This window comes from Leptospira yasudae, assembly GCF_003545925.1.
Taxonomy (GTDB): domain Bacteria; phylum Spirochaetota; class Leptospiria; order Leptospirales; family Leptospiraceae; genus Leptospira; species Leptospira yasudae.
In genome coordinates, this window is sequence record NZ_QHCU01000006.1 from 324,251 (window position 1) to 340,621 (window position 16,371).

Genomic DNA, 16,371 nt, shown 5'->3' on the forward strand with positions numbered 1-16,371 from the left:
GTTATCAGGAGTAAAACTTAAGCTGCGATTGTGGATGCCGGATCGACGATCACGTCCGAACCGCGAAGGACTTTTTTGCCTTTTTCCGTCCAGACGGCTCTTTGAATCTTGATGATTCTCAGCATGTGAAGAATTCTCATCACTTGATAGGTGAGATCCAACTCGAACCAACGGAACGCGAAGTTCGGAGAATTCGGATGCGCGTGGTGATTGTTCTGATACAATTCTCCGGCGATCAAAAAGTCTACGAACAAAGTGTTTTTGGAGTTGTCCGGATTTTCTTTGTGGTTTCTATAACCGTACATGTGACCGCACCAGTTTACGATCGCGCCGTGAAGCGGTCCCATCAGCCAATGAATCGGAAGTAAAAGATACCAGCCGTATTGTCCCGCAGGAACAAAGTAAAGATAGAATAACGTGTAAAGGGTTCCGCAGAAAAGTCGGAACGTCCAAGAATCGCTCAGCGCGTCGATCGCCGGCCACTCGGGATAATTTCCTTTGAATTCTTTTTCTACGCTCGCTTTACGATCCAGGATCGATTCGTAATTCAGAGCGGTCTTCCACATCATATCCAAAAAGCCTTCGGATGCAACGGGAGAATGCGGATCTTTTCCCGTATCGCTGTAAGCGTGGTGTTGTCTATGCATGATCGCGTAAGCGCGGGGATTTAAGAAGGAAGAACCCTGTGCCACGCAGGTAAAAAGATAAAAAAACTTTTCCCAGAACTTGTTCATTTTGAACATCGCGTGCGCCGCGTATCTGTGAAGAAAGAACGATTGAGCGAAAGCCGATAAGAACCAATGCCCGATAAAGAACGATAGAATGATCGCCATCTAATAAACTCCTGTTGAAAAATAGGAGCAGGTTGCCCGGGCTAGGTTGCAGAAAAGTTGCGGCGATTTGAAAAAAAAGAAGGGGAAAGAACTTCGGTGAAAGGATTCGCTTGGGCGAATTATTTTATGAACCGGAGATTTTCGTCGAATGGATGTCTTTTGTCGCGCAAAGGGCCGAAACCTCGACCCTTTGGTTTAGAAAAGAAATGCGAACGGATTATTTTCCTTTGTGAACCGATTTTACGGGAACTCGGATCGCATCCACTTTGATTTTGTAACCGCCGGAAACGGTAACGATTCCTTTGTAAAGATCGGAAACGTCCGTTACTTTGGCAATGAACCAGCCGCAGGTGCGCGCTTCGTCTTTGTTTTCCGGCGCGCGATACCCGTCGTCGGCTCCGAGGTCCGCCATGATTACGATGGTACCGATTTTAAGATCGCTTTGTTTCGCAATCTCGGTCGCATAAAAAAATTTCGTCCAAACCTTATTACCGTCGTGCACTTGAAGAAACTCCGCTTCGTTTTTCGTCTTTGAAGAAGGAGCGGTGAGTTGTTTTGCGAGATGGACGTGAATCCAAGGCTGGTTTTTGAATTCTTCTTTCGTGATAAAAAAATCATCGGGTTGAATGTAATGCGCGTCTTCTTCAGCGAAAAGGATAGAAGGAAGAAGCGCGATAGAAAACACAAGTGCGATGGTCGCGCATGCGGAACGGAAACGGTTTTTCATTTTTGACTCCTTGTCAAAGATTCACTCTAAATTGATTTTATAGATTTTAATCGGATCGTCGCCGATCGATTCAAGGAATCAATCTGACGTCCGTCCTAATTTAGGAAACAAATATTTTCATAAATTTGAGACGATCGCATAACACGGTGTCCGTTTTGGATGTGCGGTCTTATATAAAAATAAAAGCCGATCTTAAATCTTGTTTGATCCTATTGAAATGCTCCGGAGAGTAACTGAATCGGAGAGACTTCATGAAGGGAAAGAAAATCGGAATCTTAGGTTCGGGAATAGTAGGGCAGACGCTGGCAAACGGATTTTTAAAACACGGAGCCGAAGTAAAGATCGGAACAAGAAATCCGGGAAAACTCAAAGAATGGTTGTCTAAAGCGGGAAGCGGAGCTTCGATCGGAACGTTTGCGGAAACGGCGAGTTTCGGTGACATTTTGGTTCTTTGTTCGAAGGGAAACATCGCATCCGAAGTGTTGAAACTGGCCGGAGTAGATTCGCTTGCCGGAAAAACGGTGATCGATACGACCAACCCGATTTCGGAAGAACCTCCCGTAAACGGCGTATTGAAATTCTTCACAACATACAATGAATCTCTAATGGAGCAATTTCAGAAACAGGTTCCGAAGGCGAACTTCGTAAAGTGTTTCAGCTCGGTTGGAAGCGGGTTGATGGTCAATCCAAGCTTGCAAGGAGGAACTCCGAGTATGTTTATCTGCGGAAACGACGAGGCCGCGAAAAAACAAGTTCGAGAAATCTTGGACGCATTCGGATGGGAAACGGAAGATATGGGAAAAGTAGAAGCGGCCCGTGCGATCGAACCGCTTTGTATTCTTTGGTGCATCCCTGGATTTTTATCGCAATCCTGGACGCACGCATTCAAAGTGCTGAGATGATTGACCGGTCGGTTTTTTAGGTAGTTTCTTAAAAGCGCTCCGGTTCTTTTATGAGTCGTTAGTTTTTTAATGCCGATTTGTTCGCGTTTTAATTTGTAAGTCTATGGTTTCGGTTTGGCCGATGCGGATCTTGATTTAGTTCCTCCGGCCGCTTCCAGAAGAGGAATGATCGCCGAACGTTCGTAAGCCGTTGCAAGAGAAAGCGCCGTATAACCGTCCACTTGGTGATTCGGGTCCGCCTTTTTGTCCAAGAGCGCCTTTACGAGTTCGGGTAGATCGAAGTAAACGGATAGATGAAGGATTCTCCAGCCTTTCGTTTCCGTATTCGGATCGGCTCCTTCGTTTAACAATTTGACTGCAGTTTTCAGATCCTTCTTATAAGCGGCTTTGACGAGCGCGTTGTTTTTAGCGGTCTGTTCTTCCGGTGTCAACGGGGTCGCGGCGGTTGTCGCCGTGTTGTTGGAAGGTTTCGGTTCTTCTTTCGCCTGATCGGAGATGCGCGCATTCGGATTCCCTGCGAATGCATAATCGAATACGACTCTGGATTCTTGTTTTCCTTTATGAAAGAATAACTTTCCCTTGGAGTAGGTCGGATGTTCGATCTTTGTCACTTCCGCAAGATTGGTTTGAGAATCATAGACGGTTCCGAAATTCTTTCCTGTGAAAAGCTCTGCGATCAAACTTTGAGCGGTCCAGGGCGCCCATGTCGCGTAATAACCTTCAAAGCCCGCCTTTAAGAAAGGCGCGGAATACATCGAGACCCTGTGTTTCGTTTCTTCCGCGTCGATCACTCCCATATCATAAGCCATATTGCCCGCGGTAAAACAAGCGCCTAAGAAAAGTACAATCGCCCCCGGCGCGGGCTTGAGAGTATTCTCCACCTCGTCGTTTGAAACGAATTTTCCCTTTAAAGCAAAACCGCCCACATACTTTTGATGATACGGAGAATCGGTTAAGTTGCTTCCCACCCCGTGACCCGCATATAACACCAAGTTTGCACCTTGGATCGATCTTTTGATTTGATCCCATGAATTTTTCGGACTGTAGTATTCCGTTACTTGGACGCCTCGTTCTCTAAGAACCTTCGCGACTCCCTGCATATTCTTAATGTATCCTAAGGTTCCCGGCCCGTTGTCTCCGTCCACGTCTCCCACAAGAACGACCGCTTTATAGCCGGAACCGCTTACGCTGGCCTGGGGGAGATTGGCGCGTTTGGAAATTTTCAGTAAGGACTCTCCGATCGCATGATTGGGATGTTCTCCCGTTTCAGCGAAGAGGGGAAGGGATAGAAGTAAGAAAAGTAGTAAGGTCTTGGTCGGATTCATAGGGGAAATAGAGTAAGAAATAAATTTTCGATGTCAAGGAGAAGAGCGGCGATCTATAGAGAACGCTCAAAAAAAATCTTTGATTTTGAACCGGGACGTCGTTTCCGCGAACCGTTCTTCGTATGGAAATGTTGTGGTTCTCGTCGGGTGAAAAAATCGAATCGATTTTGATCGAAGGTCCGTTGGGCATAGATTCTTTGTTAGTGCCTTATTCCTATTGGGACCGATTGGATTCTGATTTCGTAGCGATTCTGTCTGTCATAACTAAGGTTAGTTTTAGTATTTTTTCATAATTGAATATGATATTAAATAAAATAAACCAAGATAGGATGGGATGAAAAATGCCGCCTAAGAAAGCTTTGAATATTGTTGTCGTCGGATTTTCGCTCATGCTTGTTCCTCAAAATGATTTATATTGTTACTAAATTATCGAAGAAAGAAGGAGTTGAAATTTTATATAGTCAGGTGTAGGTCAACGACGAAATCCTAACTTCAATAAAATAAAGCACTGAAGCAGTATTGAAAAAGAAATCAAAGCTAACGTAAGATAAAAATGATATGACTTCTCTTGCAAAAGATGAATTTCATCTCGAATTTGTTTTAAAGATTCATTCATTTCTTGAAAAGGAATGTTTATGCTTCCGTTCTCATTTGATGCAAAGCCAAATCCCGAATATCGAGTTTTTAAAATGGAAGAGGACGAAACATGATCCACGAGTTTCTTGTCTTTTAATTCCATATATCTGGCTCGAAGAGAGGGGTTATTCGGCCAATTTGAGAAAGCCTTTTCATAGTAAGAGAAAGCAGCTTTGAATTTACGATCCTTGTATTTCTGATCTGCCACTTTAATCCAAACCTCAGTTTGATAAAATTGAAGCGTGACATCATTCGGATTGATTTTTATCCATTCATCTAAAAGGGATTGCGCTTCCGTAGCTCGATTCGATTCAATTAAGTCTTTTATCTGTTGATAAGAAGAATTCTCATCTGCACTTTGCGAATAAATAGAAGCAGAGTAGAATACGAGCGAAAGTATGATTGAACCTAAAATATTTTTCATCTTCATCTACTCAAAATCACAGCTTTGTGACCGTATCGTGCAACCGGCAAGGTAATTGTCTCTGTTCTCCACGGAGTCGTTGTAGGGTTTCCTAAATCCATTGAGTAAACTTTATCCTGCGGAACATTTGTGAGATTCGCTCCACCAAAAAGAAACGCTCTTCTGAGTTCGTATGAGACTTCCATAGCCGGATAATAAAGAGCAGTTGGTAAAAGTCCTCCCGCTGTATAATTGGAGGTCGTCGCTAAACTATAATCAAAGGTATTGGAAGATGTTACCGAAGTAGGGGGCTGGAACACATCCGCTGTTGTTGATCCTCCTGCGATTAAGATAGCGGCTGGATCAGCAGAGTAGGCATCCTTTGGATTAGGACGATAACAAGCCATTGCGGCTCCGTATTTTGTCTGGCTAATCGTGGCTTCAACAAGGGAAGTGGTTGTATTTCCACTTGGAATGTAGGCGTCCGAAGTATTAAATGGAAGGCCGTCTGTGTTTCGTCTTCCACCAGAGAAAAATAAGGTATCATGTATCGCGCAACCCGGCATATCTACTCTTTGGAAGATCGCGCTGTTGGAAACATACTTTAGCCAGGTTCCATTTGTTCCTAAGGAAGGTGTAAACTTGTAAACCGTGTTTGCAAGCGTTCCAGTGGTCATGTCTGCGGAAGTTGTTCCAGATATGATATAGATATCGTTTCCTGATGAGAAAGCAATTCCACCCTGATGAGTGTCAGGCATAGAAGCCATTGTTTTCCAGACATTATTAAAGGGATCATATTCGTTTACGGTATTGACTGCTGCGAAAGTTACTCCTGATTTCACCAAACCACCCATAACGTAGATCTTATTCTGATGAGAAACGATGTTGGAGTAAGCCCTAGGAGTAGGGATGCTTGTAACTGACGGAATCCATTGGTTTGTTACCGGATCATACAAATCTACTTGTGCCATAGGAGAAATTCCAGCTCCGAGACCACCTATGATCCAAATTCCTCGTGTTTTCTGGGGCTGATCGCTTACAAGAGTTTGGAAGGTCAGCATCAATGGATTCGGAGGTGATTGTAAATCTCCACAAAATACTGAATAGAAGTAGTTTGTCTGAGTTTCAAGGTTATTGATCACGACGATATGATCTTTGGAATTCGTAATGCTTGGCATAATTCCTTCAATACTTCCTTTGCCATAAGCAACTGCGGCTGACGACGCTGCTTTACACTTAAAGATGAAAGTCGCGCTTGTGGCTCCAGGAATTACGAGAGGAAAGCCATCAAGTTTATGTGTATCAAGATTGGAGCCGTCAATGAGAGGTGATTGCCCACATTTAATAAAGAAAATTAACAGTAAGAGAATAACAGTGTATTTCATTCGATAATTCCGAAAGTAAAGATAGAGAATTTCATTGGTATTTTATAACGAACAGATTTGATCCAGTACCTGCAAGCGGTTCCCCATTTAAAGGTCCATTTGTATAACCTGTTAAGTAAGGGTGTCCTTGCGGGTCGGTTGCGATAGAATAGGCTTCGGAAATATATCCTTTCTGCCCGGTAATTGAGGTCCAAATTTTGTTCCCACGAAAATCGTATTTAGTAAGGAATACATTTCGTTTATCACTTGTTGGATCTGAATGGGGTTGGTTGTCTAAATTGCCATTTGTAAAACCAGTAACATAGAGTTCCGGATCCTTTCCAATTTTGATTCCCATACCCGTAGAGGTCTTATTTGAAACGGCAAAGATATTTCCAGCAAAACCTACTTGGCGAGTCCAAACTCGATTACCACTACTATCAAATTTTATAATGAGCAAATCCAATACACCACCGGATTTTATTTGATCGTCGATACTTCCATTTGTGGATCCAGTAAGATAAATATTTCCTGAAGAATCCGTTGTAATTCCATTGGAGCGCGTATCCTTTTCAGCTGCTCCTGTTAGTTTCGTCCAGACTTTGTTTCCATTTGAATCGAATTGAATTAGAAAGGCGTCATTTGACCCACTAACTGAAATTCCATCCATAGTGGTCATATTAGTTGTATAGCCTGTTAAATAGATTCTTCCATTTGAATCACAAGCTATTCCGGTAGGCTTTGGGCCAGCAAATAATTTTGTCCATTGCTTTGTTCCAGAAGAATTATACTTTACGATGAAATATCCAGCCCCACCACCGGAAAAAGTTTGTCCATCCAGGCCACTTATTGATGTTCCCGTTACATAGACATTTCCAAGAGAATCAGTCGTTACTGATGAAGCGCTAGTATAGCCGGTTACACCTAACAATCGGGTCCATTGTTTATTCCCATTGGAATCAAACTTAACAATGAAAAAATTACGATCGGCGAAATCAGGAGTTCCAAAGAACGCTTCTCCGTCTAAAGCTCCATTTGTTTCTCCGACTGTATAGATATTCCCTGAAGAATCAGATGTAATTCCGTACGCGATTGTTTGGTCTCCGGCTACTCCCATCAATCGAGTCCATTGCTTTGAACCTGAAGAGTTGTATTTAGTAACGAAAAGATCATAAAAGCCTGTGATGATTTGGCCATCCACATTGCCACCTGCTTGGCCCGTTATATAGACATTGCTATTCAGATCGGAAGTAATCGATTTAACTTGGACCCCTCCTGAAGTGGCTCCTAATATTCGAGTCCATTCCGGCTTTGGTCCTGGAAGACTGAAACCTGATAATAATTGTAAGATAGAAAGTAGCTCAAGATCGCTCGGTCCCTTTTTCTCATTTTTACAACTGGAAAATACTCCAATCATGATTAGAACTAACAACAGCTTGCTGATTATTGATTCGATTTTGTTCATATCGATCTCCTTAAGCCTGATCTAAAATAAGGGAGAATCATAAAATCAATAAAGCTCCGAATTCTATACCAGCATTGCAGACTTGACCAGTGGATTCAAAAATGCAAGTTGAACGAATTCCGGTTCGAAACACAACCGACCTGATTTGTAGACCTTGCCATCCGATTTCAAAATAAACTGCTGGATTCGTTCCCGAAAGTTTTTGGCCGTTGCCGGAATATTGAACGGTCGATGAACCGATTCCAATATTAGAATAGAAATCCCAGATTAAACTTTCTCCAATGCGATAAGAGCGGTTGAAATAAAAGAATTGATTTAGAAAAGAGTAATTTGATGCATTTGAATTAGATACTTGGTATTCTACGCGAATGCCTGGTCTGAACTTGAGTAGTTCAAAAAAAGCAGGCTCCAAATAAAATGCTCCGCCGAAGGTAGTCGGATTGGAAGTTCCAAGGGGAGAGCCATTCGCTAATGCATGAATGGAAAATCCGATTTTGTGATTCCAGTTTTTATCGCCGGTATTTAAATACTTAGGATTTAAAACAGGATTTAGCGTTTCGGGAGCATCAGAAGATCGAATCTTGTTCTTATCTATATGAATAAAGCCCAAATCGGTTTTGATCATCAATTCCTTATCTGAATCTTCAGCTACAATACCTTTGATCGTGCTGCCATCTTTTAATTGAAAAGAAGTGTAGTGATACGAAGTATCAGGTCCGTTTTTTGTCGGATCAATTGAAGTAAGGTCTTTTCTTGGAATTTCATAACTCTTTTCTCTCCATAGGAATTTTACTCGAATGTCGGATTCTTCTTGGAGTTTACCAATGAAGGCTGAGCCGTCCTTTAGGACGATTTCGGCGGGGCTAATTGTTGCGGTGGCAATCCACGAGGAAAATAGAACCAGGGCAAATAACGTGCTTTTATGGGGGCAAAACTGATAGGTGGACATACTTAAAAGATTTATATGAGACAATTGTAGCTTAGGAATTTCAATGATTCGCAATTTATAAGTATTAAATATAATTATCGATGCGAATGAGTATTCTATAAGTCAAAAACCCTCCTGATGGCTTATAGTCAAGTGAATCTAAATCTCAGACATCGAAATTATGAATAAAATAGTGCAATTAGAAAAAAATAGAAGCATATTTGATAAAAGTATGTCCAAAAAAGCATTGACTCAAGTTCCTAAAAAAGGACTTACTATGATACATTCAGACTCTTTATAGGAAACCAACTTATAATATGAAATTTGACATACAGAATTTTACTCGCGCAAGTATTCTTAAAGTTGTTCTCGCTCTCTTAATTGTTTTTTCAAGTATCGCTGCTTTTCCTTTTTTACAGATGTTTTCTCTGTCCGGTCCAAGTTCGGAAATAGGAATTCCTCAGCCTCTTCCTGAGATAGTCGTTGATTCTTTCGGAGCCTTGAATGCTTCGATTCCGATTCAAGTTCCTAAAGGAACAAAAGACGTAACTCCATCTATTGAGTTGCAGTATAATTCGTTTCAAAACGACGGATTGGTCGGCGGCGGTTGGGATCTATCAGGTATCTTAACGATTTCAATCGATCCTTCGAAAGGGATTCACAATGATGGAAATGATGCATACGTTAGTTTTGCCGGAAAGCTAATTCAGACCTCCACTAACGTTTATCATACTAAGATTGAATCGTTTTTCCAATTTAAGAAATTATCCGATTCCTGGGTAGCACAGGATCGCAATGGTACAAGTTATTATTTTGGGGAAGACGCTTCCACCGAAAACCCTAATTCAAATGCAACAATTCGAAACCTAAGCGGGAATTCCAGAATATGGGCGCTTAATCGCGTGAGAGATTTACATGGGAATGGTTACAGTATAAAATATCAACCTTATAGTTCTTCAAACGGAACGCCAATCCCAGATAGAATAGAATACAACCAAGGTAATACAGTCATTCTATTTGAAATTGAAGATCGGACTGATGCGGTAGAATCTAATTTCTTGAATATCCAAGCTAAGTTGACGAAGAGAATTCGATCAATCTCTGTTACACAAAAACAAGACAATGGATCTGTCGTTGAAGCAGAGAAATATACGCTTACTTATGACAATAATCTATTTGATAAAAAGAATCGGCTTGCGGGTGTGGATCGTAAAAACTACGGACCCATTGCGTTCAGTTATAATAACGATTCACCGACAGCTGGCTCCACATCGAAGTCCTCTCCTTCGGCAATTAATATGAGTTATCGTTTCGACGTTTCGTCTATCAAGTCAGATTGTGATTTTGCGGCTTTAGTATGCGCTTGTTCAGCCGACGCGACTTGTATGGCGGTCTCCGGTGGATTTGCTGGGTTGGCCTGTTGGGGTTATATGGATTCCATCGGCGATATGTGTGTAAACGGAATGGTCGGGGCCCAAACATTTTTCGCGACCTTTGATCCAAAGAAAGCTCCTGAACCAGTATGGATTTCAGGTAATAAGCAGAGCAACCAACTTGTTCGATACGATAGCTCCAATCCCGGTGCGATATCGCCGATCGGTGGAAAGATATTTACTTTCAATGAAAAGTCGAAAGTTCTCCAAGGAGACATTGATGGGGATCTTGTCTCGGACTTTGTTGCATTAGAGAATGATAATGTAGAATTAAATGTAAGTCTAAGTTTAGCTGGCGCGAATTTTAATCCAATTAGTATTCCGGCAATTCTAAAGTCCAATCCAAATTCCTATCAAGCACTTGTGGATCTAAATGCGGATGGGAAGAGTGATTTTATCCAAACTGATACTTCTAATAATTTCCTAATCTATTTGGCAACGGGCGGAAGCTTAAATACAAATCCCGTAACACTTAATATTCCGGTTATTGGGACTTCCTTTCGGCAGTTTGTCGATATGGACAACGATGGAATAGCTGATTACGTTAGAATGACAGATAATCCAGACGGGAGTAAAAATTTAAGCATTTCTTTTCTACGATTCAGTAGTGGAAGCTTTTCCGTTAGAACAACTACATCCAGTTATATTGGTGTGGCGGGGACGGAAGGGGACAGATTTCTTGCCGATTCTAACGGAGACGGTTATTTGGATCTGATAACGTTTTCTGCTGATAATCATCTATATGTCTATCTATCCGATGGGCATGTTGTTAGATCACCGTTAACTTTTCCAGTTAGCTACACGGTGCCTTATTACGAAGTCTCTAGCAGCATTTCAAATAGTAAGCGCTATTCGATGCGCGATATGAATTGGGACGGGGTAGCAGATCGAATATCATTGGTTAACAACGGGTTTCAAATTGACCTATATAATCCATCTACTTCGTCTTTTGATACTACATTTGAAGTATCCAATGATGGGACCCAGGTTAAGCAGTTTGATGTAAACTGGGATGGTACATTAGATTCTGTTTCTTTCTATACCTTCTTTTTTAATGGGACCGGTTTTCACGTAAAGAACGGTTCGGATGATAGCAATACGGACGTTGTGTTTGATTATAATGAAACTGTGCCTATTCCGCCGAACCCTGCTTTGATGGCGTCTGATAGTGCAAAAGTCTACAGTAACTTTGTTAATACTAAAGCATTTGCCGATGTCGATGGAGATGGGAAGGCGGATTTTATCCGTTTTCAAAGTGGGACTATTCATGTTTCTTATTCTCGTAGTAAAAACAATGGTCTCTTTTATTCGAATGGGGGAGATGTTAGCTTTCCAGCGGCTTCTTTTTCAGTTGCGATGGATACAAATCAGGATGGGCGTTCAGATTTTATTGGGTTTAGGGGATCAATGCGAAATTTAGTTAATGATACTTTGGTGAATAATCTTCATTCATTCGAAAGAAATCAAACGGCTCATAGTAATGCCATGAATATTGATTACGTTGAACCTACTTATTTAAAGAAAATTTCCCAAGGGCTTCTTACCGAGATATCAAGCATACAAGAAAAAGGAATTCAAATTAGCTATGCGAATACCTATGATTCATCGAATCCAAGCGTGGTAAATGCAATCAATGCGAGTTCAATAGGTGCCTACTTGAAGCCAAATTTAACTTCGTATTCTGTAGCGACGAACGTATATACTCAGGTTGCTGATGGTCATGGAGAATCGGAGTCCTATGTTTTTGAAAACGGAAGAAGTTATATGCAAGATCAAGATAATCGTTCAATGATGGGATTTGCTAAAATTACAATATCCGAAACTCTGACAGGAAGAAAAAATATTAGTCAGTATCAAGGCACTAACCCTAATTTCGTCGGAATCGAAACTAAACGCGATGAATATCTTAATAATCAATTAATCTCTTCGGCAACGTTCGTTTACGGACAGGTTAGTAGTCCATTCGGGACTATAAATATTCGTAAAAATCAAGATATTTCGACCAAATATCAGAACGGAGCAGCACTATCTACTCTGCAAGCGGATTATACGTATGATGCTTACAATAACGTTCTTTCTAAGGTTATTCAAATCGATGCCGATTCTTCGTTAACTTTGAGAGAAGATTCTACCTATTTTGTATCTCTGTCAGATTGGGTTTTAGGAGAGGTTGCTCTGTTTCGGAAATCACAAGGTGGAAATTTGAGTTCTCAGACCGAGTTTGTATATACCAATCATTTAATTACCGATCGGAAAACTTTGATTAAGCCTTCGACAACGGAATATGCTGTACAATCTTTCCTTTCTTATGATAGTTTTGGAAATCCAACGTCGATTCGAGATCCGAATGGTAATATTTCCTTATTGGAATATGATACGATTACCCATAACTATATTACAAAAACTACAGATCCCGTCGGCTTGCAAACAACTAGAGTTTATGACTATATTTTTGGAAAAGAACTCTTTGTCGTGGATGCGAATGGCAATCAAACAGAAAATCTTTATGATTATTTTGGAAGACTTATTGGAGTCAAGTATTCCGGTGAATCAGATTGGTCTGAAGTCGTTGAATATATTCAAACTGGAAGCCCATCCGGGGAAAAAGTTAAACGAACAATTCATGATTTAAAAACTGGTGATTCCTGGACACAAGAATCTCATGATGCTTTTGGTAGAACAATTAAAACCGAAAAATTAATCGCGGATGCAATTGTCTTCTCCCAAGATACTGTCTATAATTCAAATGGTTCCGTAAGGAGCAAGAATGAGCCTTATCTTGGAACTACTCCCTTTTTGACAACCGTCTATACTTACGATACCGCAAACAATGTAATTAAAAGTTCCGATACTTCTGGCAAAATGACTGACATCAGTTATTCGGGATACGATACGACAACGATCGTGAGTGTAAATGGAACCCAAATAGATTCTTTTACTGAAACTAAAAATCAACTGAATCAAGTTTTGTCGAAGGTGAGGAACGGGAAAACAGTAAAATACAGCTACAATCCGCAAGGATCGATTGTTAAGATTACTGATCCACAGGGGTTGAATACCGTAATTTCTTATGATCTACTTGGAAATAAACTGAATCAAACTAACCCTGATACTGGCATAACAACATTCATTAACTCTCCAACAGGTGCTGTGTTAGAGCAAAGAAATGCTAATGGATCATTCAACACTTATCAATATGACTCTGCAGATCGTTTAACTAAAATAACAGGGCACCATTCTAACGGAACAACGCAGAGCGTACAATTTACTTATGATGAAGCAACCTCCGTTAACGGGAAAGGTAAACTTACTTCTGTGATGGACTCTATCGGAAAAACTGAATTTCAATATGATGCAAGGGGTAATCAAACTAAAATAAAGAAAACTTTAAACCAAGAAGATCTAACACTTACCTTCTTCAAAGATTATGATCTTGGAAATCGAGTCACTTCAGTTACGTATCCGGATGGTACAGTTATTCACAATCAATACACAGTAAGCGGTTATCTAACCTCAGTTACAATGGATACTGCGGATGGAAGCAGTATTGGGCATTCTGTCGTAAATTACGCAGGACCACTAATGGAAGGCGGAAAATTTAAAGTCTTACGAAAGGTAGGGAATGGGGTGCAAACAAATATTTATTTTGATCCTATTTATAGACGACCGACTGAGGTAATTAGCGGTTTAGATTCGGATATTTATGAAAGTTTGAAATATGATTATGATTTGGCAGGGAATATTACAAAAATTGAAGACCTAAGAAATCCTGGGAGAACTCAAATATTTCAATATGATCAATTTAATCGTATAGTAAATTCGAACGGAAAATATGGAACTGAAGAATATCAATATTCTGACGGCGGAAATTTAATTAAAAAGGGTTCAAATAATTATTCTTATACCGGAGCTAATTCTCACGCAGTCACACAGATTAATTCTCCCCAAGGAAATCAAATTTATTCATATGATAACTCCGGCTTAATGACAAATAGAAATGGAGATACTCTGGAATATGACCCGATGGGAAGGCTTCAGAGAATTTTGACAAAAGATAGCGAGGTGATGACCTTTGATTACGATTATAAGGGTTCTCGCGTAAGAAAGAGCAAACAATCTGATTCATCAAGCGTAATTAGCATTGATGGTTTATATGAAATCAATTTTCGACCGGGCTTTACTCCTCTCCATACAATTTATATTAAGGGCATTGAAGATGAAGTAGTTGCACAAATTGGTCTTCAAAACGTAAGTCTATTGTCAGATGCGAATTCTCTGCCAAAGGAAACAGAGTTTGCAGCATTTGCTTTAATTCCTAAAGATTCGATTTGTAAAGGGATATCGATTGATTGTTTACAATATTTTAAAAATCGTTTTGCAAGCGAAGCGAATTATCCGATGGCCTTACGTTGGGTATTTGATATTAGAGATGGTAAAATTGGGAATAAATTCCGATTAGGAGTCATGTCTATATTCGGGATCTTTGTTATCTGCTTCGTAGGTTGGGTTTTATATGGAACCCCTAAGTTTAGGAATTTAAAGCCAATTGATGCAGGTGTAACTCCTATTTTAATTCTCAGTGTATTCATGAGTTTTAATTTCTTTTCTTGCGGGATTCTGCCGGGAACGGGAAGTAAAAATGGGGACCCACCTTGGATAGCGTTACCTTCGACGATTCCCGTTGACACTCCTTCTGTGTCCAGTCCTGGTGCTAGCGGATCTAACTTAGGTGGAATTCCGGTTCCTGGAATGATTTTCTTTCATCCAAATCATTTGGGTTCTATCACTATGGCGACTAATGGGGTAGGAAAACCTATTTCCGGCGGTTCGGCCATTGGAACGAGCTATGTTTCCTATAAACCTTATGGAGAAATTTTAAGGACTGATTCTTATGGACCAGATGCCTTTCGATACAAATACTCAGGTCAAGAAGAAGATAAAGAAACAGGCTTACTTTTTTATAAATCTAGATATTACGACCCTAACTTAGGAAGATTTCTGCAAGCAGATTCACATATAGATTCCGAAAGCATGGTGGGAAGCAATTTATTTATGTATGTCAATGGCAATCCAATGCAATACAATGATCCGACTGGGAATAATGCTTGGATTCATATGTTTAATCGTATTGTCGGTCATATGATTGGTAAAAGTTTTGGAAAGAGTGGGCTAAATAAAATAGGTCATAATTTTTCTCATGGAATTTACAATTCAATAGCTAAGGCCTCGAATTGGATAGCCGCACGAGTTTCTGTAAAAGGCTGGCTTAGACCTATAATTAGAGATAAAATGGTTAAGGATAGCCAAAAGACTTTTATACGTCAAACCGCAAGGGAGATTCAGAATTTAGCTATATGGACGGTTGCCACCGGAAATTATAAGATGGGGCAAACAATCTTTAACGAAATTCTTTTACCATCAATTCAAAATGGCATTATTATGAATTGGTTAATTTTGCCTATTGCGGCAAATTTTCTGACGAATCAAGTGGGATCGCATTTAAACGAGATTGTAACATCTTCTTCGGCGGCCGGCATTATAACGGGTAGCGCTTGGGTTGGAGGACTCGTTTTAACATATAGAGTCACAACACTTGCAATTCATTACTACAATATGTATCGAGATTTTGCTAAATTTCAAGAGCTGAATAAGAATGTAAATACATTGACGTGTTTGGAGAAAAACAAGAGTAATAGCGCAATATGCTTCTTATGAAAGAAATCTTCACTTGCATTTATCTATCTCCTTTACTGCTGGCGCTTTATTGTGCTGGCATTGGGGGAGATCAAATCAGTGGAAACGAAGATTTTAAAGAGCGATTTGAAATTACACTTAAGAGTAAATTGCTATCCTGTAATATTTTGGATTCAAGTTTGAGCAATTACGGCATCTTACTGACAAAGAATAGCTCAGCGAACCCGTTATCTTTTCTTGGACCGAGTTCTTATTATACACAAAAAGATATAGATTTTTGTTTGAAGACTTTGATTGCTACTCCGTGCGGATCAAACATTCAAGATTTCCTTTTGAATCATACCTTGAATACTTTGATGTATTGTCGTCCTGAAAGAGCGTGTTTATTCGATAAAAACAATTTTGGCCAAGGCATGTGGTGTGTAAGATAGCTATTAGAATATACAATCTCCTTTTGTATGTAGAAGAATCCCAAGTAATCTTGATGCGGTAGGGAAAAATGCTGTTTGGTATAAGTTTATGGGAATTTATCAAAAAGATAGAGTAGAGTCAATAACTTGATAATAAATAGCTTACCAGGATAGAGATTTCGTCCCGCTTTGAACGTCAAAGCCCCTTCTATAAAATAAAAGAACATTATTAACATCTCAAAGTCTTTCAA

At 40.2% G+C, this 16,371-nt stretch carries 9 protein-coding genes and 1 pseudogene; 3 read left to right on the plus strand and 7 right to left on the minus strand.

Features of this window, described 5'->3' with window-relative positions; translation table 11 throughout:
• Nucleotides 1-17: 17 nt before the first annotated feature.
• Both DLM76_RS18015 and DLM76_RS18020 read right to left on the minus strand, forming a co-directional pair.
• Nucleotides 18-833 (minus strand): acyl-CoA desaturase, encoded by an 816-nt coding sequence (locus DLM76_RS18015; protein ID WP_118966052.1) that lies wholly within the window; start codon nucleotides 831-833, stop codon nucleotides 18-20.
• A gap of 217 nt (nucleotides 834-1,050) precedes the next feature.
• Nucleotides 1,051-1,560 carry a hypothetical protein gene (locus DLM76_RS18020; protein ID WP_118956941.1) on the minus strand — a complete coding sequence of 170 codons (510 nt, stop codon included), beginning with the start codon at nucleotides 1,558-1,560 and terminating at the stop codon, nucleotides 1,051-1,053.
• A 251-nt stretch (nucleotides 1,561-1,811) separates the two neighbouring features.
• On the opposite strand from DLM76_RS18020, the gene DLM76_RS18025 reads away from it, so the two are divergent.
• Nucleotides 1,812-2,462, plus strand: coding sequence for an NADPH-dependent F420 reductase (locus DLM76_RS18025; RefSeq protein ID WP_118956940.1), 651 nt, complete (start codon nucleotides 1,812-1,814; stop codon nucleotides 2,460-2,462).
• Nucleotides 2,463-2,563: 101 nt separating this feature from the next.
• Here the strand turns inward: DLM76_RS18025 and DLM76_RS18030 are convergent, their stop codons facing one another.
• A complete protein-coding gene (locus DLM76_RS18030) occupies nucleotides 2,564-3,787 on the minus strand; it encodes an ankyrin repeat domain-containing protein (RefSeq protein ID WP_118966053.1) in 1,224 nt (407 codons plus the stop codon).
• 122 nt (nucleotides 3,788-3,909) lie between these two features.
• Here DLM76_RS18030 and DLM76_RS22090 point away from each other — a divergent pair.
• Nucleotides 3,910-4,020: pseudogene (locus DLM76_RS22090) on the plus strand (DUF1564 domain-containing protein); the annotation flags it as partial.
• A 239-nt stretch (nucleotides 4,021-4,259) separates the two neighbouring features.
• On the opposite strand, the gene DLM76_RS18040 reads toward DLM76_RS22090, so the two are convergent.
• From DLM76_RS18040 to DLM76_RS18055, 4 genes are read right to left on the minus strand one after another with little or no spacing between them, the layout of a single operon-like run.
• Nucleotides 4,260-4,847 carry a tetratricopeptide repeat protein gene (locus DLM76_RS18040; RefSeq protein WP_118966095.1) on the minus strand — a complete coding sequence of 196 codons (588 nt, stop codon included), beginning with the start codon at nucleotides 4,845-4,847 and terminating at the stop codon, nucleotides 4,260-4,262.
• A gap of 2 nt (nucleotides 4,848-4,849) precedes the next feature.
• Nucleotides 4,850-6,211, minus strand: a complete 1,362-nt coding sequence (locus tag DLM76_RS18045; RefSeq protein WP_118966054.1) for a Kelch repeat-containing protein — start codon at nucleotides 6,209-6,211, stop codon at nucleotides 4,850-4,852.
• A 31-nt stretch (nucleotides 6,212-6,242) separates the two neighbouring features.
• Nucleotides 6,243-7,655, minus strand: a complete 1,413-nt coding sequence (locus DLM76_RS18050) for an SBBP repeat-containing protein (RefSeq protein WP_118966055.1) — start codon at nucleotides 7,653-7,655, stop codon at nucleotides 6,243-6,245.
• 37 nt (nucleotides 7,656-7,692) lie between these two features.
• Nucleotides 7,693-8,604 (minus strand): LA_3334 family protein, encoded by a 912-nt coding sequence (locus DLM76_RS18055; RefSeq protein WP_118966096.1) that lies wholly within the window; start codon nucleotides 8,602-8,604, stop codon nucleotides 7,693-7,695.
• A 296-nt stretch (nucleotides 8,605-8,900) separates the two neighbouring features.
• Here DLM76_RS18055 and DLM76_RS18060 point away from each other — a divergent pair, with 296 nt between their 5' ends.
• Nucleotides 8,901-15,731: an RHS repeat-associated core domain-containing protein gene (locus DLM76_RS18060; protein WP_118966056.1), complete on the plus strand. Its 6,831-nt coding sequence runs from the start codon at nucleotides 8,901-8,903 to the stop codon at nucleotides 15,729-15,731.
• Nucleotides 15,732-16,371 lie beyond the last annotated feature (640 nt).